Origin of the sequence: Pseudomonas sp. IT-P294 (assembly GCF_949767865.1) — a bacterium.
In the GTDB taxonomy this organism is placed as follows: Bacteria; Pseudomonadota; Gammaproteobacteria; order Pseudomonadales; family Pseudomonadaceae; genus Aquipseudomonas.
Genome location: NZ_CATKQW010000022.1, coordinates 457699 through 484690, shown reverse-complemented (window position 1 = coordinate 484690; position 26992 = coordinate 457699). Strand labels below are relative to the sequence as shown.

At 59.0% G+C, this 26992-nt stretch carries 23 protein-coding genes; 8 read left to right on the top strand and 15 right to left on the bottom strand.

What is annotated here, in order from left to right:
* Window positions 1–54: 54 nt before the first annotated feature.
* Together ACM6I0_RS17360 and ACM6I0_RS17355 are read right to left on the bottom strand one after the other, a co-directional pair.
* Window positions 55–1413 carry a glutamine synthetase family protein gene (locus tag ACM6I0_RS17360; protein WP_285432957.1) on the bottom strand — a complete coding sequence of 453 codons (1359 nt, stop codon included), beginning with the start codon at window positions 1411–1413 and terminating at the stop codon, window positions 55–57.
* A 38-nt stretch (window positions 1414–1451) separates the two neighbouring features.
* Window positions 1452–1814 carry a glutamine amidotransferase gene (locus ACM6I0_RS17355; protein WP_414922884.1) on the bottom strand — a complete coding sequence of 121 codons (363 nt, stop codon included), beginning with the start codon at window positions 1812–1814 and terminating at the stop codon, window positions 1452–1454.
* Window positions 1815–2092: 278 nt separating this feature from the next.
* On the opposite strand from ACM6I0_RS17355, the gene ACM6I0_RS17350 reads away from it, so the two are divergent.
* Both ACM6I0_RS17350 and ACM6I0_RS17345 read left to right on the top strand, forming a co-directional pair.
* Entirely contained in the window at window positions 2093–3469 is a 1377-nt protein-coding gene (locus ACM6I0_RS17350; RefSeq protein ID WP_259153858.1) for a glutamine synthetase family protein, read from the top strand.
* Window positions 3470–3696: 227 nt separating this feature from the next.
* Entirely contained in the window at window positions 3697–4335 is a 639-nt protein-coding gene (locus ACM6I0_RS17345; RefSeq protein WP_414922883.1) for a TetR/AcrR family transcriptional regulator, read from the top strand.
* A 133-nt stretch (window positions 4336–4468) separates the two neighbouring features.
* Here ACM6I0_RS17345 and ACM6I0_RS17340 read toward each other — a convergent pair whose 3' ends face one another.
* The 9 genes from ACM6I0_RS17340 to ACM6I0_RS17300 form a co-directional block, all read right to left on the bottom strand.
* Window positions 4469–4684 (bottom strand): TOBE domain-containing protein, encoded by a 216-nt coding sequence (locus ACM6I0_RS17340; protein ID WP_003229256.1) that lies wholly within the window; start codon window positions 4682–4684, stop codon window positions 4469–4471.
* 107 nt (window positions 4685–4791) lie between these two features.
* Entirely contained in the window at window positions 4792–5598 is an 807-nt protein-coding gene (gene ssuB / locus ACM6I0_RS17335) for an aliphatic sulfonates ABC transporter ATP-binding protein (protein WP_090178360.1), read from the bottom strand.
* Window positions 5595–6377: an aliphatic sulfonate ABC transporter permease SsuC gene (gene ssuC, locus ACM6I0_RS17330; RefSeq protein ID WP_222588914.1), complete on the bottom strand. Its 783-nt coding sequence runs from the start codon at window positions 6375–6377 to the stop codon at window positions 5595–5597. Before ssuC ends, ssuB begins: the two co-directional genes overlap by 4 nt.
* A gap of 8 nt (window positions 6378–6385) precedes the next feature.
* Window positions 6386–7534, bottom strand: coding sequence for an FMNH2-dependent alkanesulfonate monooxygenase (ssuD, locus tag ACM6I0_RS17325; protein WP_150657605.1), 1149 nt, complete (start codon window positions 7532–7534; stop codon window positions 6386–6388).
* 40 nt (window positions 7535–7574) lie between these two features.
* The gene (locus ACM6I0_RS17320; RefSeq protein ID WP_285432967.1) at window positions 7575–8540 is read right to left on the bottom strand and encodes a sulfonate ABC transporter substrate-binding protein; all 966 of its coding nucleotides are present in this window, start codon (window positions 8538–8540) and stop codon (window positions 7575–7577) included.
* Window positions 8541–8671: 131 nt separating this feature from the next.
* Complete coding sequence (gene ssuE / locus ACM6I0_RS17315) at window positions 8672–9265, bottom strand: NADPH-dependent FMN reductase (RefSeq protein ID WP_285432968.1); 594 nt, start codon at window positions 9263–9265, stop codon at window positions 8672–8674.
* A 308-nt stretch (window positions 9266–9573) separates the two neighbouring features.
* Window positions 9574–10212 carry a peroxiredoxin gene (locus tag ACM6I0_RS17310; protein WP_285432969.1) on the bottom strand — a complete coding sequence of 213 codons (639 nt, stop codon included), beginning with the start codon at window positions 10210–10212 and terminating at the stop codon, window positions 9574–9576.
* 381 nt (window positions 10213–10593) lie between these two features.
* On the bottom strand, window positions 10594–11976 hold the full coding sequence (locus ACM6I0_RS17305) for an OprD family porin (protein WP_414922882.1): 1383 nt from the start codon (window positions 11974–11976) through the stop codon (window positions 10594–10596).
* A gap of 356 nt (window positions 11977–12332) precedes the next feature.
* On the bottom strand, window positions 12333–13673 hold the full coding sequence (locus ACM6I0_RS17300; RefSeq protein ID WP_414922881.1) for an OprD family outer membrane porin: 1341 nt from the start codon (window positions 13671–13673) through the stop codon (window positions 12333–12335).
* A 350-nt stretch (window positions 13674–14023) separates the two neighbouring features.
* Between ACM6I0_RS17300 and tauA the strand changes: the two genes are divergently transcribed.
* A complete protein-coding gene (tauA, locus tag ACM6I0_RS17295; protein ID WP_414922880.1) occupies window positions 14024–15013 on the top strand; it encodes a taurine ABC transporter substrate-binding protein in 990 nt (329 codons plus the stop codon).
* Between the two features lie 121 nt (window positions 15014–15134).
* On the opposite strand, the gene argA is transcribed toward tauA, so the two are convergent.
* Entirely contained in the window at window positions 15135–16433 is a 1299-nt protein-coding gene (gene argA, locus ACM6I0_RS17290) for an amino-acid N-acetyltransferase (protein WP_222588920.1), read from the bottom strand.
* A 178-nt stretch (window positions 16434–16611) separates the two neighbouring features.
* Window positions 16612–17781 (bottom strand): acetylornithine deacetylase, encoded by a 1170-nt coding sequence (gene argE, locus ACM6I0_RS17285; RefSeq protein ID WP_414922879.1) that lies wholly within the window; start codon window positions 17779–17781, stop codon window positions 16612–16614.
* Between the two features lie 157 nt (window positions 17782–17938).
* Here argE and ACM6I0_RS17280 point away from each other — a divergent pair, with 157 nt between their 5' ends.
* The gene (locus ACM6I0_RS17280; protein WP_285432976.1) at window positions 17939–19306 is read left to right on the top strand and encodes an inorganic triphosphatase; all 1368 of its coding nucleotides are present in this window, start codon (window positions 17939–17941) and stop codon (window positions 19304–19306) included.
* A gap of 136 nt (window positions 19307–19442) precedes the next feature.
* Here the strand turns inward: ACM6I0_RS17280 and ACM6I0_RS17275 are convergent, their stop codons facing one another.
* Complete coding sequence (locus ACM6I0_RS17275) at window positions 19443–19907, bottom strand: Lrp/AsnC family transcriptional regulator (RefSeq protein WP_046045137.1); 465 nt, start codon at window positions 19905–19907, stop codon at window positions 19443–19445.
* A gap of 126 nt (window positions 19908–20033) precedes the next feature.
* Between ACM6I0_RS17275 and ACM6I0_RS17270 the strand changes: the two genes are divergently transcribed.
* From ACM6I0_RS17270 to ACM6I0_RS17260, 3 genes are all read left to right on the top strand, one after another.
* Window positions 20034–20372 (top strand): hypothetical protein, encoded by a 339-nt coding sequence (locus ACM6I0_RS17270; RefSeq protein WP_285432978.1) that lies wholly within the window; start codon window positions 20034–20036, stop codon window positions 20370–20372.
* Window positions 20373–20462: 90 nt separating this feature from the next.
* Window positions 20463–22247: a GspE/PulE family protein gene (locus ACM6I0_RS17265; RefSeq protein ID WP_414922878.1), complete on the top strand. Its 1785-nt coding sequence runs from the start codon at window positions 20463–20465 to the stop codon at window positions 22245–22247.
* 70 nt (window positions 22248–22317) lie between these two features.
* Window positions 22318–22635, top strand: a complete 318-nt coding sequence (locus tag ACM6I0_RS17260; protein WP_007951791.1) for a DUF2388 domain-containing protein — start codon at window positions 22318–22320, stop codon at window positions 22633–22635.
* A 176-nt stretch (window positions 22636–22811) separates the two neighbouring features.
* On the opposite strand, the gene gcvP is transcribed toward ACM6I0_RS17260, so the two are convergent.
* Window positions 22812–25685, bottom strand: a complete 2874-nt coding sequence (gcvP, locus tag ACM6I0_RS17255; protein WP_285432981.1) for an aminomethyl-transferring glycine dehydrogenase — start codon at window positions 25683–25685, stop codon at window positions 22812–22814.
* A 153-nt stretch (window positions 25686–25838) separates the two neighbouring features.
* Between gcvP and ACM6I0_RS17250 the strand changes: the two genes are divergently transcribed.
* Window positions 25839–26981 carry a DegT/DnrJ/EryC1/StrS family aminotransferase gene (locus ACM6I0_RS17250; RefSeq protein ID WP_414922877.1) on the top strand — a complete coding sequence of 381 codons (1143 nt, stop codon included), beginning with the start codon at window positions 25839–25841 and terminating at the stop codon, window positions 26979–26981.
* Window positions 26982–26992: the final 11 nt, after the last annotated feature.

Here is a 26992-nt window from a genome sequence, read left to right as displayed (position 1 = left end):
ATCTCCTAAAAAAAATCAGGTGAAAGCGCCGTCGACAGCACGGCGCCCGGCGCATCAGACGGCGAAGAGCAGGAATTCCCGCTCCCAGGAGCTGATCACGCGCTTGAAGTTTTCATGCTCGGCCCGCTTGACCGCGACGTAGCCAGTGATGAATTTCTTGCCCAGGTATTTCTCGACGGTCGCGCTGTTTTCCATGCGTTCCAGCGCGTCTTCGATGGTCAGTGGCAGGCGCAGGTTGCGGCGTTCATAGCCACGACCTACCACCGGCGCACTCGGGTTCAGGCCTTCGACCATGCCGATGTAGCCGCAGAGCAGGCTCGCGGCAATCGCCAGGTACGGGTTGGCATCGGCGCCCGGCAGGCGGTTTTCCACCCGACGGTTTTGTGGCCCTGCATCCGGAACCCGCAGGCCCACGGTACGGTTCTCTTCGCCCCATTCCACGTTCACCGGCGCCGAGGTGTCCGGCAGGAAGCGGCGGAACGAATTGACGTTCGGTGCAAACAGCGGCAACAGCTCGGGGATCAGTTTCTGCAGGCCTCCGATGTGGTGCAGGAACAGTTGGCTCATGGTCCCGTCTTCATTGGAGAAGACGTTCTTGCCGGTCTCGATGTCGATGATGCTCTGGTGCAAGTGCATCGCGCTGCCCGGCTCGCCGGTCATGGGCTTGGCCATGAAGGTGGCGGCAACGTCGTGCTTGAGCGCGGCTTCACGCATCGTGCGCTTGAACACCAGGATCTGGTCGGCCAGGGACAGAGCGTCGCCGTGACGGAAGTTGATTTCCATCTGCGCCGTGCCGTCCTCGTGGATCAGCGTATCGAGGTCCAGCTCCTGCAATTCGCACCAGTCGTAGACGTCTTCGAACAGCGGATCAAATTCGTTCGCCGCTTCAATGGAGAACGATTGACGACCGGTTTCCGGACGACCTGAACGGCCAATCGGCGGTTGCAGCGGGTAGTCCGGGTCGTCACTGCGCTTGGTCAGGTAGAACTCCATTTCCGGCGCCACGATCGGCTGCCAGCCTCTGTCGGCATAGAGTTTGAGCACCTTTTTGAGCACGTTGCGCGGCGACAGCTCGATCGGGTTGCCTTGCTTGTCATAGGTGTCGTGGATCACTTGGGCGGTCGGCTCGATGGCCCATGGCACCAGGTACACGGCTTTCGCATCCGGGCGGCAGATCATGTCGATGTCGGCCGGGTCGAGCAGTTCGTAATAGATGTCGTCTTCAACGTAGTCGCCAGTCACGGTCTGCAACAGAACGCTCTCGGGCAGACGCATGCCTTTTTCGGCGATGAACTTATTGGTCGGCGAAATTTTGCCCCGGGTGATCCCGGTCAAATCGGCGATCATGCATTCGACTTCTGTGATCTTGTGGTCTTTCAACCAATCGGTGAGCTGGTCGAGGTTGTGACTCATAAATGCCTCTAGGCTTTGAGTTTCCTGACTCTTGCGAGTCAGGCGATGTTTGACGCATCGGCGTCGCGTTGAAATGGGTGTCTACGACAAGCTATCGTGTTTTTTGCGGACCGTGCGACAAATGCCAGGCGTGCAGAATCACGAGCGGGGCCCTGCGCAATCGCCGAGCTGCTATTGTGAATCGGTTCTATATTGAATGAAGTAACCGTAATGGGGGTGTCATAGCGCATGTCCAGAATATCGGACGGGGATGCGACATCCATCAGCATCGGGAGGATTGCCGGGAAGCCCGGGACCGCTGAGGCCACGGCATGGGCGCGAGTGTCGCCACTGATGTGATAAGCATGCAGACCGATCTGCCTGGAGCAGATGGCGACGCCGATTAACGGCAGGCGAGACATGAAACACCCCGGTATTATTGCTGTTATGGGTTTGATTCGAGCTTAGCCTTGTTCATTTTTTTACACAACACCCCCGTAAAAAATACAACACGGCCCGCTCAAGCCTGCGGTCGCCAAAGCGCTGAACAGCATAAAAACGCCCCAAACTGCCTCAAAAAAGCTCTACGAGCGCTTTTTTGGGGCAAAAAAGGCCTCGCTTGACTTCGGCATGCCGTTCGGGTTGACTGGAATCCGAAGAGATCAATGATTGATATTTTTAACAACAAAGGTGTTGCATCATGTCGGTACCCCCGCGTGCCGTTCAGCTTAACGAAGCGAACGCGTTCCTTAAGGAACATCCTGAGGTTCTGTACGTTGACCTTCTGATTGCGGATATGAATGGTGTGGTGCGCGGCAAGCGCATAGAACGCACCAGCCTCCACAAGGTTTACGAGAAAGGCATCAACCTGCCGGCCTCTCTATTTGCTCTGGATATCAATGGCTCGACGGTGGAAAGCACCGGCCTGGGCCTGGACATCGGTGATGCTGACCGAATCTGCTATCCAATCCCTGACACACTGTGCAACGAGCCTTGGCAGAAGCGCCCTACCGCGCAACTGTTGATGACCATGCACGAACTCGAAGGTCAGCCGTTCTTTGCCGACCCCCGAGAAGTGCTGGCCAACGTCGTGCGCAAGTTCGACGAGATGGGCCTGACCATCTGCGCTGCGTTCGAACTGGAGTTCTACCTGATCGACCAGGAGAACGTGAACGGTCGCCCGCAACCACCACGCTCGCCAGTGTCCGGCAAACGCCCGCATTCGACACAGGTCTACCTGATCGACGACCTCGACGAATACGTCGACTGCCTCCAGGACATTCTGGAAGGTGCGAAAGAGCAAGGTATCCCGGCCGACGCCATCGTCAAGGAAAGTGCCCCGGCGCAGTTCGAAGTGAACCTGCACCACGTGGCTGACCCGATCAAGGCCTGCGACTACGCGGTCCTGCTCAAGCGCCTGATCAAGAACATCGCCTACGACCATGAAATGGACACCACGTTCATGGCCAAGCCTTACCCGGGCCAAGCGGGCAACGGTCTGCATGTCCACATCTCGATTCTTGATAAAGACGGCAAAAACATTTTTGCCAGCGAGGATCCCGAGCAGAACGCCGCACTGCGTCACGCGATCGGCGGTGTGCTCGAGACCCTACCCGCACAGATGGCTTTCCTCTGCCCGAACGTCAACTCCTACCGTCGTTTCGGCGCACAGTTCTACGTGCCGAACTCGCCGTGCTGGGGCCTGGACAACCGTACTGTAGCGATCCGCGTTCCAACCGGTGCCTCCGATGCAGTGCGCATCGAACACCGTGTGGCCGGCGCCGATGCCAACCCGTACCTGCTGATGGCTTCGGTCCTGGCAGGCGTGCATCACGGCTTGACCAACAAGATCGAGCCGGGCGCGCCCGTAGAAGGCAACTCCTACGAGCAGAACGAGCAAAGCCTGCCGAACAACCTGCGCGACGCATTGCGTGAGCTGGACGACAGCGAAGTCATGGCCAAGTACATCGATCCGAAATACATCGATATCTTCGTGGCCTGCAAGGAAAGTGAGCTGGAGGAGTTCGAACACTCCATCTCCGACCTTGAGTACAACTGGTACCTGCATACCGTGTAAACGGTTGCAGTAAAAAACAACGCCGCCGACTTTACAGTCAGCGGCGTTTTTTTATGGCCGCCTTCAGCGGATCGCTAGCAGGCTAGCTCCCACAGTTGATCTCCAGTGAACATCAATTCCGTGTACACCGGAAGTCCCTGTGGGAGCTAGCCTGCTAGCGATGGCGTCCTGGCAGACAACATGGATGCCTGCTCGTACAATGCCCCCTGCCCCGCAGGAGGACTTCAATGACGCGCCCCGCCACCATCCGCAAACCCCGTGCACGCAGTCAGGCCCGGATCGACTCGATACTCGATGCCGCCCGCACACTGCTGGCAGCCGAAGGCGTGGCGAGTCTGTCGATCTACAGCGTCGCCGAACGCGCGCAGATCCCGCCCTCCTCCGTCTACCACTTCTTCGCCAGCGTCCCGGCTCTGCTCGAAGCACTGACCGCCGACGTCCACGCCGCGTTTCGCGCCTGCCTGCAAGCGCCCATCGATCACAGCGCGCTCAAAGGCTGGCGCGACCTGTCGCGTCTCGTGGAACAGCGCATGCTCGACATCTACGATCAGGACGCCGCCGCCCGCCAACTCATTCTCGCCCAGCACGGGCTGACTGAAGTCACCCAGGCCGACCGTCAGCACGACATCGAGCTGGGCGACCTGATGCACAAGCTGTTCGATCACCACTTCGAATTGCCGAAGCTACCGACGGATGTTGACGTGTTTGCACTGGCGATGGAGTTGGGTGATCGGGTCTATGCACGCTCGGTGCAGCAGCACGGGCAGATCACGCCGCGCATGGCGGAAGAAGGGATGCGGGTATTCGATGCGTATCTAGGGCTGTATCTACCGCCGTATCTGCTCAAGCGCACCTTCTCCTCGTAATGATCGTTCCCTCGCTCCGCGTGGGAATGCAGCCCGGGATGCTCTGCGTCCCAAAAACCGAACGCGGAGCGTCCGAAGAGGCATTACCACGCAGAGCGTGGGAACGATCTGGCAGCCGACCTCACTGACTGACTTACAACTTGGCGATCGACACCTCGGTGGATTTCACGAAGGCGATCACTTCGCTGCCGACCACCAGTTCCAGCTCTTTGACCGAGCGTGTGGTAATCACCGAAGTGACGATGCCGGAAGCGGTCTGCACGTCGATTTCCGACAGCACGTCACCCAGCACGATTTCCTTGATCGAGCCTTTGAACTGGTTACGAACGTTGATGGCTTTGATAGTCATGCGATTTCTCCTCGAGTCGAAATGAGCTGCAGGCTCCAAGCGACAAGCTGCAAGTAAAAGCGCTTTGCTTCCTCTTGCCGCTTGAAGCTTGCAACTTGCCGCTGCTTCTATTGCGCCCAGCGCAGTTGCGTAGGCAAGGGTGAAACAGGTTCCGGTTCCGGCGGCTGGCCGGGTAGCGACAGCACGCGATTGAGGACTTCGGTTTCCAGCGCCGCCAACCGATGAGAGCCGCGCACGCGAGGGCGCGGGAGTTCAACGTGCAGGTCGAGGCCGACTTCGCCCTCTTCGATCAGGATCACCCGATCGGCAATCGCCACCGCCTCACTGACGTCGTGGGTCACCAGCAACACAGTGAAGCCGTGCTTCTGCCAGAGCCGTTCGATCAGTTGCTGCATTTCAATTCGGGTCAGGGCATCCAGTGCGCCCAGGGGCTCGTCAAGCAACAGCAAGCGCGGTTGATGGATCAGCGCGCGGGCCAGGGCCACTCGTTGCTTCTGGCCACCGGACAGGGCCGCCGGCCATTCGTTGGCACGATCCGCCAGACCGACCGACTCCAACGCTTCCAGCGCTTGCGGCCGCCAGTTGCCCTTGAGCCCGAGACCGACGTTGTCGATGACCTTTTTCCATGGCAGCAGGCGTGCTTCCTGGAACATCAATCGGGTGTCTTCCCGCGCATCGCTCAGCGGTGCGGAACCAGCCAGCAATTCGCCGCCGGTGGGTTTGTCCAGACCGGCGAGCAAGCGCAACAAGGTGCTTTTGCCGCAACCGCTGCGACCGACCACGGCAACAAACTGCCCCGCCGGGATGTGCAGATCGATCTCGCGCAAAACCTGCCGCGAACCAAACGTCTTCTGCAGTTTGCGCACTACCAGCGGAATACCGCGCAGCAGGCGTGGAGGTTGTTGAGCCGTCATGCCGCACCTCCCTTGGCAACCTGATAAGCCGGATGCCAACGCAGCCAGACGCGCTCAAGGCCACGGGCTGCGAGGTCGGCGAGTTTGCCGAGCACCGCGTACAAAAGAATCGCCAGCACCACCACGTCGGTCTGCAAGAACTCCCGCGCATTCATCGCCAGGTAGCCAATGCCGGAACTGGCGGAGATGGTTTCGGCCACGATCAGCGTCAGCCACATGAAGCCAAGGGCGAAGCGCACACCGACCAGAATCGACGGCAGCGCACCCGGTAAAATCACCTGACGGAACAGACTGAAACCAGACAAGCCATAACTGCGCGACATTTCCACCAACGCCGGATCAACGTTGCGGATGCCGTGATAGGTGTTCAGATAGATCGGGAACAACGTGCCCAGCGCCACCAGAAAAATCTTCGCTGACTCGTCGATGCCGAACCACAGGATTACCAGCGGTATCAACGCCAGGTGCGGCACGTTGCGAATCATCTGTACCGAACTGTCGAGCAGGCGTTCGCCCCATTTCGACAGGCCGGTGATGAAGCCCAGCGCCAGGCCGATGCTGCCACCGATGGTGAAACCCAGCGCCGCGCGCCAGCCGCTGATTGCCAGGTGCGTCCAGATTTCACCGCTGCGCACCAGGCTCACGCCGGCTTCGATGACCGCGATGGGTGCCGGCAGAATCCGTGTCGACAACCAGCCCGCCGACACTGACAACTGCCACACCGCCAGCAGCAACACCGGCAACGCCCAGGGCGCGAGGTTATGGATGATTTTTTTCATGGTGCGCCTCAGCTCTGGGACGCGGCTTTGGGAAGAATGTCGTTGGCGACCATCTCGCCGAACGGGCTGACGTAACCGGCGCTTTTCGGCAGCTCTGGGCGTTCGATATCGAGGTGCGGGAAGAGCAATTCGGCGACGCGATAGGACTCTTCCAGGTGTGGATAACCGGAGAAGATGAAAGTGTCGATGCCCAGGTCCGCGTATTCCTTCACGCGAGCCGCCACGGTCGGACCATCGCCCACTAATGCTGTACCGGCACCGCCGCGCACCAGACCGACACCGGCCCACAGGTTGGGGCTGACTTCCAGGTTGTCACGGCTACCGCCATGCAGCGCGGCCATGCGTTGCTGGCCGACCGAGTCGAAGCGCGCCAGGGAAGCCTGGGCGCGCGCGATGGTGTCGTCGTCCAGGTGCGAGATCAGCCGATCCGCCGCTTGCCACGCTTCGTCGTTGGTTTCGCGCACGATCACATGCAGACGAATGCCGAAGCGCACGGTGCGTCCGAGCTTCGCGGCTTTGGCGCGCACTTGTTCAATCTTCTCGGCAACGGCGGCCGGCGGTTCGCCCCAGGTCAGGACCATTTCCACCTGCTCTGCCGCCAGGTCTTGCGCCGCTTCCGACGAGCCGCCGAAATACAGTGGCGGACGCGGTTGCTGAATCGGCGGATAGAGCAACTTGGCACCCTTCACGCTGATGTGCTGCCCGTCGTAATCAACGGTTTCGCCTTCCAGCACACGACGCCAGATGCGGGTGAATTCCACCGAGGCTTGATAGCGTTCTTCGTGAGTCAAAAACAAGCCGTCGCCGGCCAATTCTTCCGGATCACCGCCGGTGACCAGGTTGAACAGCGCACGACCTCCAGACAAGCGATCCAGCGTCGCGGCCTGACGCGCGGCCACCGTCGGGGAAATGATCCCGGGGCGCAGCGCGACAAGAAACTTCAAACGCTGGGTCACCGGGATCAGCGACGCGGCCACCAGCCACGAGTCTTCGCACGAGCGACCGGTGGGAATCAGTACCCCGCCGAAGCCCAGTCGATCCGCCGCTTGCGCGACCTGTTGCAGATAACCGTGGTCGACGGCGCGAGCGCCTTCGGCGGTGCCAAGGTAATGGCCGTCGCCGTGGGTAGGCAGGAACCAGAAAATATTGAGGCTCATGGAGTGGTCTCCTTAGGGAATCGAGTGACTGGGCTTTTGGTTACTGAGCTTTGGCAACGGCTGCCGGGGGCGTCCAGATCACGTCTTTGATGCTCAGCGGCTTCGGAATCAGCTTGAGCTGGTAGAAGGTGTCGGCGATTTTCTGCTGCGCGGCGACCACTTCCGGCGTGAGGAACAGCGCGCCGTAGCCTTGGCGTTTCATCGAGGTCAGGGTGATGTCCGCTGGCAGGCCGAGCAGTGGCGATACCTGTTTGGTCACATCTTCAGGATTGGCCTTGGACCATTCGCCGACCGCGCGCACTTCTTCCACCAGGGTCTTGATCACCTCCGGATTTTTCTGTGCGTAAGGCTTGGTTGCCAGGTAGAACTGATGGTTGTCGACGATGCCCTGGCCATCGCGCAGGGTGCGCGCTTGCAGTTGTTGTTCGGCAGCGGCCTGGTACGGGTCCCAGATCACCCAGGCGTCGACGCTGCCACGTTCGAACGCGGCGCGGGCATCGGCCGGCGGCAGGAAAACGGTCTGGATATCGGTGTATTTGAGGCCGGCGTCTTCAAGCGCGCGAACCAGCAGGTAGTGAACGTTGGAGCCTTTGTTCAGGACGACTTTCTTGCCCTTGAGGTCCTGCACCGACTTGATCGTCGAGTCCTTTGGCACCAGGATCGCTTCGCTGTGGGGCGCTGGTGGTTCGTAGGCGACGTAGAGCAGATCGGCACCCGCCGCTTGAGCGAATACCGGCGGGGTTTCGCCGGTGACACCGAAGTCAATGGAACCGACGTTCAGGCCTTCGAGCAGTTGCGGGCCACCTGGAAATTCAGTCCATTGCACGTCCACGCCTTGGGCGGCGAGGCGCTTTTCGAGGGTGCCTTTGGCTTTGAGCAGCACCAGGGTGCCGTATTTCTGATAACCGATTCGCAGCGTTTCGGCTTGAGCTTGAGTGATGGCGCCGAAGGACACAGCCGCAATAAACAGAGCGACCAGACCACGACGCAAAATGACAGTGCGCATAGCGCTCTCCTTTTTGCAGTAGGGTTTTGGCTGCACCTGCTAAGCCGTTAGCGGCTGAGTAAGGTGATTTTTTGTTCGAAAAGTGCCTGAGCTTCGCTCGGCGACTTTTCAAACTAAAAAATTAAAAAGCGTCAAATGCTCCAGCGAGCACTCAACAAACGTTCATTCAACAAGTTCGGATCGAGCGGCTTGGGCCGTCGGGCCATGGCGCTGAAAAACAGCTCCAGCGATTCAGTCAGTCGTTGTTCCAGCTCTGGCGCCAACTGCGCCTGGGCGCTGCCTTCGCCGTAAGCGATCTGGCTGTCTACGGCGAAAATCCCGTGGAGCATTTCCTGGGCTTTCAGCGCCGACAGCACCGGTTTGAGCGCGTAATCCACCGCCAGCATGTGGGCGATGCTGCCGCCGGTGGCCATCGGCAAGACTACCTTGTGCGCCAGGGCGCGCTCGGGCAGCAGGTCCAACACCGTTTTCAGAGCGCCGGAGAACGATGCCTTGTAAACCGGCGTGGCGATCAGCAGGCCATCCGCGTTTTCAATCTGTTGCAGCAAGTCGATCACCTTCGGGCTGTCGAAGCGTGCGTGCAGCAAGTCTTCGGCCGGGAAGTCCCGTACCTGGTAACTCACCACTTCCACACCTTGCTCCTGCAACCAGCGTTGGGAGCGCTCCAGCAGCACCCCGGAACGGGAGCGTTGGCTGGGACTGCCGCCGAGTGAGACAACCAGCATTCAGATGATTCCTTGAAGGGTCTTGGCGATTCGCGGTTTGCAATCTCGCTTGGATGGAAGTGACCTTAACAGGTGATTGTTATATCCATAAATCATATTTATTCATTTGGTTATGCACTTTGGAGATATGAAATTTTACTTCTTCCGGGCAAAAAAATAGGCCGTCGAAACGGCCTTAAATCCCCTGCTTTATGGTGATCGTTCCCACGCTCCGCGTGGGAATGCAGCCCGTGACGCTCCGCGTCACTGGACGCGGAGCGTCCCTTGAGGCATTCCCACGCAGAGCGTGGGAACGATAGTTAGCCGAGTTACCGGTTCGGTTGTGGCGTCAGGCGCAGGTAAGGCTTCACCGCGCGATACCCCTTTGGAAAGCGTTTGTTGATTTCGTCTTCATCCTTAAGCGACGGCACGATCACCACTTCATCACCGTCCTGCCAATTGGCCGGTGTGGCCACCTTGTAGTTGTCGGTGAGTTGCAACGAGTCGATCACCCGCAGGATTTCGTGGAAGTTGCGCCCGGTGCTTGCCGGGTAAGTAATCGTCAGCCGAATCTTTTTGTTCGGGTCGATCACGAACAGCGAGCGCACGGTCAGGGTGTCGTTGGCATTCGGATGAATCAGGTCGTAGAGGTCCGAGACCTTGCGATCGGCATCGGCAAGGATCGGGAAATTGACCCGTGTGTTCTGGGTTTCGTTGATGTCCTCGATCCACCTGTGGTGCGAGTCCACCGGGTCAACTGACAGGGCAATGGCTTTGACGCCGCGATTGGCAAACTCATCCTTGAGCTTTGCAGTGAAACCCAGTTCGGTGGTGCACACCGGGGTGAAGTCCGCCGGATGGGAAAACAGCACGCCCCAGCTATCGCCCAGCCATTCGTGGAAACGAAGAGTGCCGGCGCTGGATTCCTGTTCGAAGTCGGGGGCAATGTCGCCCAGTCTGAGGCTCATGGTGCTGCTCCTGGTGAGTGCTGTTGAGCTCAACTGTGCCTAAGTTTTTTATGGATTAAAAAGAATAAATATCCATTTGTTTAGATCACAAATGAATATTAAAGATCTGTTCACTGGACCTTGGTGAACATCGAGAAGACTATCGCTCACAAGGTTCGAGAAGGCCTTGAGTTGCTGCAAAGAGGGAAATATTCAAGGCGGGATTACGGGGGTGACCTCGCCTTGAAACGTAAAAGCCCCGCCCGGCGAGATGCCGGGCGGGGCTTTTTTTACTTCGATTAGCCACTGTGGGAGCGAGCCTGCTCGCGAAGGTGCCGTGTCAGTCACAAATTTTGCTGAATGACACACCGTTTTCGCGAGCAGGCTCGCTCCCACACGCTATTACAACAGCGGGATCGAGTAGCTGACGATCAGACGGTTTTCGTCCTGGTCGCGCTGGCCTGGAACATCGTTGCGCCACATGGCGTTTTTCCACGTCAGACCCAGGTTTTTCAGTGGACCTGCCTGGACTACGTACGCCAGGGTCAGGTCGCGTTCCCACTCGGAACGACCGGTTGCGTTGACGCTCGTCTGAGCAGCACCCACTTTACCGGTGGTGTCGATGTCGTCGCCACGCAGGTAAACGATGCCGGCAGTTGCGCCTGGCAGGCCAAGCTTGGCGAAGTCATACGAGTAGCGAGCTTGCCAGGTACGTTCGCCAGCGCGAGCGAACTTGGAAATCTGCGAGTCAGTAGTGATGTAAGCCGACGAGCCGTCACCCTGGTTCAGCCAAGGGAAATCGCTGTTACCGCTGCTGACCTGGTAACCGCCACCGAAGGTGTGACCGGCAACCGAGTACAGGAACAGGCCGCTGTACAGGTTGTTGTCGACTTTGCCTTTGGTGATGCCAGTACCGTAGTCACCCGTGGTGTAGTAGGCGGAGTCATGGCCGTTGGCGCCATCGTTACGGCTGTTGAAGTAACGGAAATCGGACTTCAGTACGCCCGGACCGATCGACCAATTGTGAAGCAGACCCAGGAAGTGCTGCTTGTAGAAGTCTTCCAGGTTGCCGTAGTAGTACTGGGCCGTCAGGTCTTTGGTGAGTTTGTAGTCGCCACCGCCGTAGATGAATTTGTTGCTGCGACGACCCGTAGAGGTAGGCGAGTTCGCACCGGCAATCGACAACGCTTCATTGTTGCTGGAGTTACGACCCTTGGCGTGCTCGATCTGACCACCAACCAGTGTCAGGTCCTTGATCTCGTTCGAGGTGATCTGGCCACCTTGAAAGGTTTGCGGCAGCAGGCGACCATCGTTGGTCACGATTACCGGCAGTTTTGGCTGCAGGGTGCCCAGCTTCAGCTCAGTCTGGGAGATCTTGGCTTTGGCAGTCAGGCCCAGGCTGGAGAAGTTATCAACCGCTTCACCGTTGGACTTGCTTGGGAAAACCGTGCCGCCGTAAGAAGTGGCAGTGGCGCCGTTGGTGCCGCCACCCGAATCCAGACGTACGCCCAGCAGGCCGATTGCGTCGATACCGAAGCCGACTGTGCCCTGGGTGTAGCCGGAGATGAAGCGCAGGTCGAAGCCCTGGCCCCATTCTTCGTTCTTGCTTTGAACGCCGTTGGCCTTGACCTTGGCGGTACCCGCGTCAGAGTCGCGGTTATCGGTGTTGATGTAGAAGTTGCGCAGCCCCAAAGTAGCCTTGCTGTCTTCGATGAAACCGGCGGCGCTTGCCTGCTGCGCCAAAACCCCTACGGCCACAGCCAGGGCCAAGGTGGACTTGTTCATTGTTTCGCTCCTATCGTTTCTAATTTTTTGGTCCTGGGTCGAATGCCCCGGATCCTGAAGTGCGCGTTTAGCGCCAGACCGCACGTCCACCGGACTGCGTGCATCGAGTGTCGTGGTCTGTCCCACGTGATTCGGGCCGGCATGTTAAACCTAAAAATATTTAATTCATTATTTTTCATGCCATTCAGGAATATAGACAGGCGCCGTGACACAGGCTATCGGCGCAACTGCCGCCCACTTTAGGCGCTTGCGCTAAAAGCCAAAAAGAATAAAAAATTACTAAGTAAGCACTTTTTGGAATATTGCAAGGCATAAAAAAACCTCGCCCGAAGGCGAGGTTCTTTTGGGGAGGGTGCTTACAGGAAGCTGTAGGTGTAGTTGAAGATCAAGCGAGTCTGGTCTTGATCAAGGGTGCTGGTGTTGCCACGGTAAGTACCGTGACGCAGCGTTGTACCAAACCCTTTAAGCAAGCCTGTTTGAATCACGTAGTCGATACGCGCGTCAGTCTCGTGCTCACTCAGGTCTTTACCAATACCGTTGGTAGCCTTGATGTCCTGGCCATTCAAGTAAGCAATCGAAGCTTTCAAGCCTGGGACGCCCAGTGAGGCGAAATCATAGGAGTACTGACCGAACGTGGTGTTTTCACCGGCACGGATAAAGCTGCCAACCGTGGCGTCGGTAAACGAGTAGAAGCTGGAGCCGCCGGCGCCTTCTTGACGACCTTTGTCATCAACAAGACTGCCCTGGTTCAAGAAAACGAAGCCGCCGTCATCGTTGACACGTTGGTGCCCGAGCAGGAACGCGCTACCGCCCAGGGTGTACGTGAACATGGCGCTCCAGGTCTTGTTATCAACCTCGCCCGGGGTTTTCGCAAAACCGTTGTTGTTGTTGAAGCGGTAGCCGACGTCGCCATTCTTACCGTCAGAGCGGCTATCGAAATAGCGAATGTCGGTCTTGAAGGACTGGTTGGGAGCGATCGGGTAAACGTGCACCAGGCCGAGGAAGTTCTGCTTGTAGTAGTCTTCCAGGTTCGCATAGTAGTACTGCAGCAACAGGTCTTTGGTCACTTTCCAGTCAGCACCCGCGTAACGGAACTGATTGCTGTCCTGAGTACCGCCTGCTACCGCCAAGCCAGTTCTGTTGGAGGAGGCGCGACCCGACGCGTGCTCCAGTTGACCCAAGTTGAAGGTCACGTTGTCGATTTCCTTCGAGGTGATGGTGCCACCGTCAAAGGTCTGAGGCAGCAAACGGCTGTCGTTCGCTAGCAGAATCGGCAACTGGGGTGCCAGAGCGCCACCCAGGTGGGCTTCGGTCTTCGAGAAGCGCGCCTTGACGTTGCCATCCAAACGGCTCCACTCATCCGCCGAAGCATTGCCATCGCTAGGGAAGAAGGAGTTGGCGTTACCCACCGGGTGATGCCCTTTGCCGCCATCCAGATGAATACCAACGAGCGCCTGGGCGTCGATACCAAAACCAACAGTACCCGGTGTGAAACCGGACAGGTAATCGAACTTGAGCCCTTCAGCGGTTTCGCGCTGTCTGTTAGCAGCTGTGCTCGCACCTTCACGCATATCAGCGTCGTAATACATGGTGCGGGAGCTAACGGAAGCCTTGCTGTCTTCCAGGAAACCCGCGGCGCCTGCCTGCTGCGCCATAACCCCTACTGCCACGGCCAGGGCCAAGGTGGACTTGTTCATTGTTCAGCTCCTCTCGTTTCTAATTCTTGTGTTCCTGGCCCTGAGTCGAATGCCCGGGATCCTAAGGTGCGCGATTAGCGCCAGACCGTGACCCACAAGTCAATCGTAACCATGTGTGTCTACGACCATCGTCTAACCCCCATTAAATTCGCTCCTGCCGGGACGTCCGCCCAAAAAGAAATTACCCAATTTCTTTTCATACCCTTTAGGAATTTAGCTCAGCGATTTCCCCTTGAGCCGAGGCGAGGTACCGGCTCATAAGCTAATTCCTAAATGGTATTTGTTAGCCTTTTTTTAGATCGATTAGCTTTGATCAAACCCCACAATCAAACCCATCGAAAGGCAGCGCCATGACGACCAAACGCGCACTATCCAGCTTAATTGTTACAGTTTATGTATTGCTAGTGGTTTCTTTAAGCGCTCACGCAGAGAGCCTCACGGTGGGCTATCAAACCGGCATCGACCCCAGCAAAGTCGCCCAGGCGGACGGCGTTTACGAGCAAACCTTAGGCCAGAAAATCGACTGGCGCCGATTTAATAGCGGCCCGGAAGTAGTGACGGCGATTGCGTCCGGTGATGTACAGATCGGCAATCTCGGTTCCAGCCCGCTGGCGGCAGCCGCTTCGCGCAATTTACCGATTGTGGCGTTCATTGTTTCCGCCCAGATCAATGCCGCGGAAGCGCTGGTGGTGCGCAACGGCAGCGGCATCGATAAACCGCAAGATCTTATCGGCAAGACCATCGCCACGCCATTCGTTTCCACCTCCCACTACAGCTTGCTCGGCGCGCTGAAGCATTGGGGCCTGGATGCCTCGAAAGTCAAAGTGGTGAACCTGCAACCGGCGGAAATCGCGGCGGCGTGGAAGCGTGGCGACATTGATGGCGCGTTTGTCTGGTCGCCGGCGCTGGGGGAAATCCGCAAGACGGGCAAGACCTTGACCGACGCAGCACAGGTCGGCCAATGGGGTGCACCGACGTTCGAGGTGTGGGTGGCGCGCAAGGATTACGCGCAGAAGCATCCAGACGTTGTGGCCAAGTTCGCCAAGGTCACCCTGGACGCCTTCGCCGACTACGCCGCGCATAAAGACAGCTGGACGGCAGACTCGGTGCCCGTGCAGAAAATCGCCAAACTGACCGGCGCCAATGCCGCTGATGTGCCGGAGCTGCTGGCCGGTTCCGCGTTCCCGGATGCCAAGGCACAACTGACCACCGCGTTACTGGACGGTGGTACGGCCAAGTCAATAGGTGAGACAGCGAAATTTTTGAAGGAGCAAGGGAAGGTCGAGACGGTGCTGCCGGATTATTCGGCGTATGTCAGCGCAAAGTTCGTCGCTGAATAACACTCGTTATGATCGTTCCCGTGCTCTGCGTGGGAATGCCTCAACGGACGCTCCGCGTTCGGTTGTTGGGACGCGGAGCGTCCCGGGCTGCATTCCCACGCGGAGCGTGGGAATGATCAGGTCACAGGGACTTTTCGAAGATCTTCGAATTACGCTGATAGTTGTACAGCGAAGCCCGCGCCGACGGCAGGCGCTCGACGCTGCTCGGCTCGAAACCACGCTCGCGGAACCAGTGAGCGGTGCGGGTCGTCAACACGAACAAGGTCTTCAACCCTTGGGCTCGGGCACGGGTTTCGATGCGTTCCAGCAGCTCATCACCGCGACCGCCATGGCGATACTCCGGGTTCACCGCCAGGCAGGCCAACTCCCCGGCATCCGAATCGGCAATCTGATACAGCGCCGCACACGCGATGATCATACCTTCACGCTCGACCACGCTGAACTGTTCGATCTCACGCTCCAGGACCTCGCGAGAACGGCGTACCAGAATGCCCTGCTCTTCCAGCGGACTGATCAAGTCCAGCAAACCGCCGACGTCTTCAATCGCCGCTTCGCGAACAACCTCGAATTGCTCCTGGGCGACCAGCGTACCGCCACCGTCACGGGTGAACAGTTCAGTCAGCAGCGCGCCGTCTTCGGCGTAACTGACGATATGGCTGCGCGCCACGCCGCCTCGGCAAGCCTCTGCCGCGGCATCCAGCAGTTCCGCCTGATAGTTGCTGCCCAAGCGCTGTAAATGCGCTGGCACTTGTTGCGGGCGCAGTTCGCGAACCAGACGACCGTTTTCATCGATCAGCCCCAGGTCGGCACCGAACAGCAGCAATTTATCCGCCCCCAGATCGATGGCCGCGCGGGTGGCGACGTCTTCACATGCAAGGTTGAAAATTTCACCAGTCGGCGAGTAGCCCAACGGTGACAGCAGCACGATGGAGCGCTCGTCCAGCAAACGATTGATGCCCTTGCGGTCGACCCGACGCACTTCGCCGGTGTGATGATAATCGACGCCTTCAAGCACACCGATCGGCCGTGCGGTCACCAGATTGCCGCTGGCCACCCGCAGACGCGAGCCCTGCATTGGCGACGAGGCCATGTCCATCGACAGCCGCGCTTCGATGGCGATCCGCAGTTGGCCCACCGCATCGATTACGCACTCAAGCGTTGCAGCATCGGTGATGCGCATGCCGTGGTGGTAATGCGGGATCAGGCCGCGTGCGGCAAGACGGGTTTCGATTTGCGGGCGGGAACCGTGAACCAGTACCAGTCGCACACCCAGGCTGTGCAGCAACACCAGGTCGTGGACGATATTGCCAAAGTTGGGGTGCTCGACGCCGTCGCCGGGCAGCATGACGACGAAGGTGCAATCCCGGTGGGCATTGATGTAAGGCGAAGCGTGGCGAAGCCAATTAACGTATTCGGGCATGAACCTGGGCCTGTAATAAATAGCAGCCAAAAAATGGGTGAAACTGGAATGCACAGCGGGCTGATGGTTATCGTCGGAACAGGCTTGGCGACACGCGCGCTCTCCTCATGAATACGGGTTGGGACACTGGCAATTTATACCGTTTACCCGGTCAGGCACAGAACCTGTGGGGTTGTGCTCAACTGACTAGCATCGGCGTTTTGGCCGGCATCAGGCAGTAATGTTCAATCAATGAACGTAATAGATGCACCGTAGGCTGCAAACGTGACATTTCGAGGTATTCCCCCGGTTGGTGTGCACAAGCAATATCACCCGGGCCCAGCACCAGCGTTTCACAACCAAGGCGCTGAAGATAAGGCGCTTCGGTGCCGAACGCCACTGCTTCGGCCCGATGGCCGGTGAGCTTCTCCGCGACCCGGACCAATTCGGCGTCCTCGGCTTGCTCGAATGGCGGCACTTCGGGGAACAGCGGCGCGTAGTCGATCTTCACCTGATGGCGTTCGGCAACCGGCTTGAGCCGCTGCAGAATTTCCGCCCGTAATGCTTTGGGGTCCATTCCCGGCAACGGCCGCAGATCGAACTCCAGCGAGCACTGGCCGCAAATACGGTTCGGATTGTCGCCGCCATGGATGCAGCCAAGATTCAGGGTCGGCGTCGGCACGCCGAACTGTGGATTGCGGAACTCGCGCTGCCACAACAGGCGCAGGCCACGCAGTTCGCCAATGGCATCGTGCATGGCCTCAAGGGCGCTGTGACCCAGGCGTGGGTCCGAGGAATGACCGCTCTGCCCGAGGATGTCGATGCGCTCCATCATGATGCCTTTGTGCATGCGGATCGGCTTGAGCCCGGTCGGCTCGCCAATCACCGCCGCGCGCCCCAACGGACGCCCGGCTTCGGCCAACGCGCGGGCACCGGACATGGAGCTTTCCTCATCGCACGTGGCGAGGATCAGCAGCGGCTGCTTGAACGGCTGGTCGAGCAGCGGGATGACGGCTTCAATGGCCAGGGCGAAAAAGCCCTTCATGTCGCAACTGCCCAATCCGACCCAGCGGCCATCGACTTCGGTGAGTTTCAGCGGATCGGTCTGCCACAGGGCGCCATCAAAGGGCACGGTGTCACTGTGGCCCGCCAGCACCAGGCCGCCGGGGCCGGAACCGAAACTGGCCAGCAAGTTGAATTTGCCGGGGCTGACCTGCTGGATGTCGCAGGCAAAACCCAGGTCGCCAAGCCACATCGCCAGCAAATCGATGACAGGACGGTTGGTCTGATCGAGGCTGGGCTGTGTACAGCTGACGGACGGTGCGGCGATCAGCGCAGCGAACTGATCTTTCATGGACGGCAAAGGCATCGCTGACTCCCACTCCCGAATTGAAGTCCATCATAGAACCATCTGGCGACAGGAATAAACCGTCGCGGCGCGGAGGATGATCGAGTCCTGTACACTGCACGACCTTGGCAGCCACACATTCCCCCCGGCTGCGCTCCCGATCCTGGATTTTCCGGCCATGCAGAAAGAAACTGAAATCAAACTCCGCGTCAGCCGCGAAACCCTCGCCGCCCTGCGCGAGCACCCGCTCCTGAAAAAACGCAACAAAAGTGGCTGGGAACGCCGTGAGTTGATGAACCAATACTTCGATACGCCTGAGCGCGACCTGGCCCGCGCCAAGGTTGCCCTGCGCCTGCGCAAGGATGGCGAAGAAGTGATTCAAACGCTCAAGACCCGCGGCCAAAGCGTCGCCGGTCTGTCCGAGCGTAACGAATACGACTGGAACCTGCCCAAAGCCAAGCTCGACGTGAAGAAACTCGACGGCGAATGCTGGCCGGTCGAGCTGGCCGAACTGGACAAGAAAACCCTGAAGCCGATTTTCACCACCGATTTCGTGCGCGAGCGCGCCGAAATCGCTTGGGGCCGTGGCAAGACCAAAGTGGTCATCGAAGCCGCGCTGGACCTGGGCCACGTGGTGGTGGGCAAGCAGAAAGAAGAAATCTGCGAGCTGGAACTGGAACTGCGCGAAGGCGAACCCGCCGCGTTGCTGGAACTGGCCGCCGAACTGGCCGCGACCCTGGCCCTGATGCCGTGTGACATCAGCAAGGCCGAGCGCGGTTATCGCTTGTACGACGCCAACAGCTACTCGCTGAGCCTGCCCGCGCCGCAGATCACCGCCGAAACCCCGCTGGACGACGCATTTGCTGCGTTGGCCTGGCACTTGCTGAGCAGCAGCCAGCGTCTGGCCGAACAGTATCGCTTCAATGGCCATTGGCGCCTGTTGCTGGACTGGGTCGAAAACCTGGCGGAATTGCGTGCACTGTTGAGTAGCCTGGGCCAAGCCGCGCCGCGTCAGTCGACTCACGATCTGCGCGTCGCGCTGGATGCCTTGCTCGAAGACTGGCGTCCACTGGTGCAAGCCGGTATCGACGACGAAGACGTGCGCAAAGCCGCGCCGGAGCAGTTCCTTGAAGAACTGGAAGACCCGCGCTGGGGCTTGTTCTCGCTGAACACGTCGCGCTGGTTGCTGGCCCGTACTTGGGCAGCCGACCGTAACGTGCGTGGCAATCGCCAGGGCGCTGCGCAATTGGGCAGCTGGCTGCCGCGCCTGCTGGGTGAAGAAGCCACGTCCCTGCAATTGCAGCGTTATCAGCAGCAGCCCGAAGACCTGGCTGAACAATTGCCGCGCATCGAGCGCATCCAGGCCTGGCTGCATCACGCCCGCAACGTGCTGGACATCCCGGAAATGGATCGCCTGTACGGTGAGCTGAAACTGTTGGCACAACTGGCCAACGAGCCAATCACTGATGAATCGCTGGATGCGCGTAAGCAGCAGGCGATTGCGGTGTATCAGAATCGTGCGTGGAAGATGCTGCTGCGCATGTAATCCACGGCGCTGATCGTTCCCACGCTCTGCGTGGGAATGCAGCCGGTGACGCTCCGCGTCACCTGGACGCGGAGCGTCCCTTGAGGCGTTACCACGCAGAGCGTGGGAACGATCAAGCACAGTCACCCGCAAGGCTTCAGACCGGCAGACTCGTCGTCGACTTGATCTCCGACAACGCCACAATCGAGTTCACCTCCTGTATCCCCGGCACCATCGACAGCTTCTCGAAGAAGAAGCGCTCATACGCCTCGATGTCCGCCGTCACGATCCGCAGCAAGAAATCTACCGACCCCATCAGCACGTAACACTCCAGCACTTCGGGAAAACCGCGAATCGCTTCGGTGAACTCAGTGAAGTTCGAACGCCCGTGCGCGTTGAGTTTGATCTCGGCGAAGATCTGCGTGTTAAGCCCGATCTTCTTGCGATCAAGCAGCGTCACCTGACCGCGAATGATGCCCTCCTCTTTCATGCGCTGAATCCGCCGCCAGCACGGCGACTGCGAGAGCCCCACCTGTTCGGCGATCTGCGCGCTGGAAAGCGAAGCGTCCTCCTGCAGCAACGCCAGAATCTTGCGGTCGTAGCCATCCAGCTCGCTGTGCATAACAAAACCTTTAAGTGACGCAGTATTGAATTAAACGATTCGATAAATCGCCAATAAAGCCAATCATAGATAAGAAATGCCCGGCAACGAATGTAAAAATTCCTCCAGAGAATTTGGAGATCGACCATGCCCCCTTTGGAAGCCGTCAACACCCTGCCCACCCGTGCCGATGTCTGGAACGTCAGCAACGCTCACTGCCGCGTCCACTATCAATTACTGGCCGAAGCCGAGCCGGACCTGCTGTGCAGAGCCCTCAACTTTTTTGCATTGCAGTGCCTGACACCACAACAGGTCAATGTGCAGCGCACGGACGATCGGTTGGCAATCGATATCGTCATGGACGGCCTGAGCTGGCATCGAGCCCAAGTGATCGCGGAAAAACTGCGTAACTTGATCAGCGTGTTTTCGGTAGACCTGCAAACGGCTGATGCGGCCTGGAATGAACCCGCTCAAGCGGCTGGCTGACAAACCTCGACACGGCTTCGTCGAGTAGTGGCCCAGCGGTCGGTGGCTGCGAGACTATCCTTTGCGCACCGTTGTTCATGAGGAGCCCGCATGTCCGTTCAACTTGCCATTCAGGACCGCTGGCTGGATCTCAATGATTTGCTGCGCGAACTGGTCGCCCAAGGCTTTATCAGCCAGGACTCGGCCGAGCACGCGCTCAATGCCCGCCGTCGCCACGCCACCAGTGGCCAGATGCACCCACTGGAATTCATCGCCAGCCAGCACCTGGACGACCTCAGCCGCCCCGGTAAACACCTGGACCTGGAAAGCCTGACCCTGTGGCTGTCACAACAGGCCGGTCAGCCTTATCTGCGCATCGACCCGCTGAAGATCAACGTCGCGGCCATCACACCGCTGATGTCCTATGCCTTCGCCCAGCGTCACAAGATTCTGGCGGTGTCCGTCGACCGCGACGCGGTGACCGTGGCCAGCGCCCAACCTTACGTCAACGGCTGGGAAGCCGACCTGACCCACGTGTTGAAGCTGCCGATCAAACGCGTAGTGGCCAACCCGGTGGACATCCAGCGCTTCAGCGTCGAGTTTTTCCGTTTGGCCAAATCGGTCAGCGGCGCGACCAGCACCGATCAAAAAACGAGCAACCTTGGCAATTACGAACAACTGCTCAACCTCGGTGCCAGCGACCAGGAACCGGACGCCAACGACGCGCACATCGTCAACATCGTCGACTGGCTGTTCCAGTACGCGTTCCAGCAACGCGCCAGCGATATCCACATCGAACCCCGGCGCGAGCAAGGCACCGTGCGTTTTCGCATCGACGGCGTGCTGCACAACGTCTACCAATTCCCGCCACAGGTGACGATGGCAATCGTCAGTCGCTTGAAAAGCCTCGGGCGGATGAACGTCGCGGAAAAGCGCAAGCCTCAGGACGGCCGGGTGAAAACCAAGACGCCGGACGGTGGCGAAGTCGAGTTGCGGCTGTCGACATTGCCGACCGCGTTCGGCGAAAAAATGGTCATGCGGATCTTCGACCCGGAAGTGCTGCTCAAGGATTTCGACCAACTGGGGTTTTCCGCCGAAGACCTGCGTCGCTGGCAGGACATGACCCGCCAGCCCAACGGCATCATTCTGGTCACCGGACCGACCGGTTCAGGCAAGACCACCACGCTGTACACCACGCTCAAGAAGCTGGCGACACCGGAGGTCAACCTCTGCACCATCGAAGACCCGATCGAGATGGTCGAGCCCGCCTTCAATCAGATGCAGGTCCAGCACAACATCGACCTGACCTTCGCCGCCGGCGTGCGCGCGCTGATGCGACAGGACCCGGACATCATCATGATCGGCGAGATCCGCGACCTGGAAACCGCTGAAATGGCGATCCAGGCCGCGCTCACCGGTCACTTGGTGCTCTCGACGCTGCACACCAACGATGCGCCGAGCGCCATCAGCCGCCTGCTCGAACTCGGCGTGCCGCATTACCTGATCAAGGCCACGGTGCTCGGCGTCATGGCCCAGCGCCTGGTGCGAACCTTGTGCCCCGATTGCAAGGCCCCGCTGACCTTGGGCGAAGAAGACTGGCAAACCCTGACCAAACCCTGGCAAGCGCCACTGCCCACCAATGCCCAGCGCGCCATCGGCTGCCTGGAATGCCGCGACACCGGCTATCGCGGTCGCGCCGGGGTCTACGAAATCATGCAAATGACTGACGGCGTCAAGGCGCTGATCAATCCCGATACCGATTTGCTCGCAGTGCGGCGACAGGCGTTCAAGGAAGGCATGCGCAGTCTGCGATTGTCGGGGGCCCAGAAAGTGGCGGCCGGATTGACCACGGTCGAGGAGGTTCTACGGGTGACACCACAGAGCGAGCAGAAGTAGGCTGGGCGTCACGGAACTCGATTGAGGGAATGGCAATCAAATCCCGTAGTTAACCCAGTGGAGTACCCCTATGCGTCTCAAACTTGCTGTCGCTACCCTCGCCTTGTTGTCCCTTCCAGTCGGTTCGGCGATGGCCGATAGCTTTTGGCGTAACGTCATTTCGTCCGGTGCAACCACCGGCTCGACCTACCTGACTTTCAAGGATCACAAGCTGATCGTCGCAGCCCAGGACGATGCCGGCAGCTTTGTTGCCAGTGATGGCGGCATTCGCGGTCCTTATCTGGAAGCCGCGATGCAGAAAGTCCGCGCCGACAACCCGGGCCTTCAGGCCACGGACATGGAACTGGCGAACGCGATCCTGGCGAAGAACGCCGTGGCTTCGGAATAATCCGTTCAGCTGAATGAAAATGCCGCTCACATGAGCGGCATTTTTTTGCCCACCGCAAACCACTGTGGGAGTGAGCCTGCTCGCGATAGCGGTAGATCAGTCAACCTCATCAGCGACTGTTACTCCGCTATCGCGAGCAGGCTCACTCCCACAGGGGATGTGTGTTGGCCAGTAATTCAGCGGTAATCATCGACCGGGACACACGCACAAAACAAATTGCGATCCCCATAAACGTTATCCACCCGATTCACCGCCGGCCAATATTTGTGCGCCTTGGTGTGTGCATCCGGCGTCACCGCCTGCTCAATGCTGTAAGGCCGCTCCCACACCCCAGTGATATCGGCCAAGGTATGCGGCGCACGCTTGAGCGGGTTGTCTTCGGCTGACCAATTGCCATTCTGCACTTCGGTGATCTCGGCGCGGATACTCAGCATCGCGCCGATAAACCGGTCCAGCTCGGCCTTCGATTCACTCTCGGTCGGTTCGACCATCAAGGTCCCCGGCACCGGGAACGACATGGTCGGCGCATGGAAGCCGTAATCCATCAAACGTTTGGCGACGTCTTCTTCACTGATACCGGTTAGCGCCTTCAGTGGCCGCAAATCCAGAATGCACTCGTGAGCGACTCGCTCATTACGCCCGGTGTAGAGCACTGGAAACGCGCCGGACAAATGCTGCGCCAGGTAATTTGCGGAAAGGATCGCCACCTCGCTCGCATCCGCCAGTTGCGGCCCCATCATCGCGATGTACATCCAGCTGATCGGCAGAATGCTCGCACTGCCCCAAGGCGCAGCACTGACCGCGCCGTTCTGCGCCAGCGGTCCGTCGATGGGCACCACCGGGTGATTGGCGACAAACGGCGCCAAGTGCGCGCGCACCCCGATCGGGCCCATGCCTGGCCCGCCGCCGCCGTGGGGAATGCAGAAGGTTTTGTGCAGGTTCATGTGCGACACGTCGGCGCCAATGTCCGCCGGGCGCGCCAATCCGACCTGGGCATTGAGGTTGGCGCCATCCATGTACACCTGGCCGCCGTGACTGTGGATAACTTCACACATCTCGCTGATGCCTTCCTCGTACACGCCGTGGGTCGAAGGATAGGTGGCCATCAGGCAGGCAAGTTTGTCGCCCGCCTCCGCGGCTTTGCCTTTGAGGTCATCCAGATCGACGTTGCCCGCCTCATCGCACTCGACGATCACCACGCGCATCCCGGCCATTTGCGCCGAAGCCGGGTTGGTGCCGTGAGCCGACGACGGGATCAGGCAGATATCCCGCGCCCCCTGTTGATGACTCTCATGGTATTTGCGAATTGCCAGCAACCCGGCGTACTCACCTTGAGCGCCGGAGTTGGGCTGCATGCAGATCGCATCGAAACCGGTAATCGCGCACAGCCAACGCTCCAGTTCTTCGATCATCAGCGCATAACCCACCGCTTGCTCCCTCGGCGCAAACGGGTGCAGATTGGCAAATTTCGGCCAGGTGATGGGAATCATCTCGCTGGTGGCATTGAGTTTCATGGTGCAAGAACCGAGAGGAATCATCGACTGGTTCAACGCCAGGTCTTTGTTCTCCAGTTGTTTGAGATAGCGCAGCATCTCCGTTTCACTGTGATGGGTGCTGAACACTGGATGGCGCAGATAAGGCGACGTGCGCAGCAGCTCGACAGGAATGCCGCAATCAAGCGTTTCGGCGTCCAGTTCGTCGACGTTAAGTCCATGATCGGAACCGAGGAACACATCGAACAACTTGGCTACCGTGGTTTCGTCACAGGTTTCGTCGAGGCTGAGCGCCAATTGCCCGCGCCCCAGAATCCGCAGGTTGATCTGTGCAGCCTGGGCGCTTTCGATGATAGCGGTCTGCGTGCCTCCAACCTCTAGGGTCAAGGTGTCAAAGAAGTGTTTGTTGAGCCGGGTGATGCCGTGGCGTTCAAGACCGGTCGCGAGGATGCAGGTCAGCCGGTGCACCCGCTGGGCGATCCGCTTCAAGCCCTCGGGGCCGTGATAAACCGCGTAGAAGCTGGCGATATTGGCCAGCAGCACTTGCGCGGTACAAATGTTCGAATTGGCCTTCTCCCGGCGAATATGCTGCTCACGGGTTTGCAGGGCCATACGCAACGCGGTGTTGCCGCGAGCGTCCTTCGAGACGCCGATGATGCGCCCGGGAATGGCTCGTTTGTATTCATCGCGACTGGCGAAAAAGGCCGCGTGAGGACCGCCGTACCCCATGGGCACGCCGAAACGCTGAGATGAACCGAACACCACGTCGGCACCCAGTTCTCCCGGTGGCGTCAGCAACAGCAGGCTCAGCAAGTCTGTTGCGACGCACGCCAGGGCTTGCTGGGCATGCAGGTGATCGATCAATGGACGCAGGTCGCGAATTTCGCCGTGGGTGTCGGGATATTGCAGCAACGCGCCGAATACCTGGTGGGTTTTCAGGTTATCCAGTGCATCGATGATCAACTCGAAGCCGAAGCCTTCGGCACGGGTCTGCACCACGGAAATAGTCTGCGGATGGCAGTTCTCGTCGACGAAGAACACATTGCTCTTGGACTTGGCGACACGTTTGGCCAAGGCCATGGCTTCCGCGGCGGCCGTGGCCTCATCGAGTAACGAAGCATTGGCCAGCTCGAGCCCCGTGAGGTCGATGGTCAATTGTTGGAAATTGAGCAGCGCCTCTAGCCGGCCTTGAGCGATTTCAGGTTGGTAAGGCGTATAGGCGGTGTACCAACCAGGGTTTTCCAGCACGTTGCGCGCAATGACGTTCGGCGTGAGCGTGCCGTGGTAACCCATGCCGATCAGGCTGGTCCAGACCTGGTTCTGTTCGGCGTAGCCACGCAGCTTGGCCAGCGCGGCCTCTTCGTCGAGGGCGGGCGGCAAATCGAGCATCCGGTTCAGACGGATTCCCGGCGGCACAGTTTGCTCGATCAGCTCCACTCGACTGCCCAGGCCGAGACTATCGAGCATCGCCTGCTGTTCGGCGGCATCGGGCCCCAAGTGGCGGCGAAGAAAGGCATTGGGATCGCGTAACTGGCTCAAGGACGGCAACTGGGACATGACGGGCTCTCTCTTGACTGGCGCTCAACGTCGATGCAACACGATCAAAGCAGCATAGCAGTCGATAAACATGCGGAGGGCGTAGCGCGGTTGGCCAATTCGCATCATCATGTTCGGCGCATGCCTTACGTCCGCTGATCGGTGTCCATACTTATGAGCCAACTGCCTTTTCTGCCCTTCTCCAAACCCACCATTGATGAGACCACAATCGCTGCTGTCGGCGATGTCTTGCGTTCAGGCTGGATTACCAGCGGCCCCAAGGTTCAGGCCTTTGAAGCGCAACTCTCGGAATATTTCGGTGGGCGCCCTGTGCGCACCTTCAACTCCGGCACCTGCACCATGGAAATCGCCTTGCGCATCGCCGGGATCGGACCGGGCGATGAAGTAATCACCACACCGATCTCCTGGGTAGCCACCGCCAACGTGATTCTGGAGGTCGGCGCGACGCCAGTGTTTGCCGACATCGACCCGGTCACTCGCAACATCGACCTGGATCAGCTTGAAGCCGCCATTACCCCGCGCACCAAAGCCATCATCCCGGTGTTCCTCGCCGGGCTGCCGGTGGACATGACGCGCCTTTACGCACTGGCGAAAAAGCACGGTTTACGGATAGTGGAAGACGCGGCCCAGGCGCTGGGCTCGAGCTGGAATGGACAGCGTATCGGTGCAACCGGTGACTTCGTGTCCTTCAGTTTTCAGGCAAACAAAAACGTCACCTCTTCGGAGGGCGGCTGCCTGGTGCTGAACACTGCCGAAGAAACCCGACTGGCGGAAAAGTACCGATTACAGGGTGTAACCCGCACCGGTTTCGATGGGCTGGACGTGGATGTGCTTGGCGGCAAATTCAACATGACCGATGTCGCGGCGGCTATCGGCCTGGGGCAATTTGCTCACATCGAAGCGATTACGGCTCATCGCCGTGAACTGGCCAAACACTATTTCGCCTGCTTTGGCGAGGACTTCGAAGCCCAATACGGCGCTCAACTGCCCCCGGCAGATTTCGAGAACAGCAATTGGCATTTATTCCAGCTGGTGCTGCCGGAGCGCAAGGATGGCCTCCCGGCACGGGCCACGTTTATGGAGCAGATGCAGGCATTGGGTGTCGGTATTGGCTATCACTACCCGCCGATTCATCTGCTGAGCCTTTACCGCGAGCGCGGATTCAAGGAAGGCATGTTCCCGGTAGCAGAACGGGTTGGACGCCTGATTGTTTCATTGCCGATGTTTACGGCCATGAGCAAAGCGGACGTCGAGCGATCGGTGGCAGCGGTGAAGGCGGTTTTGCGAGCTGCCTGAAAAAAACCCAA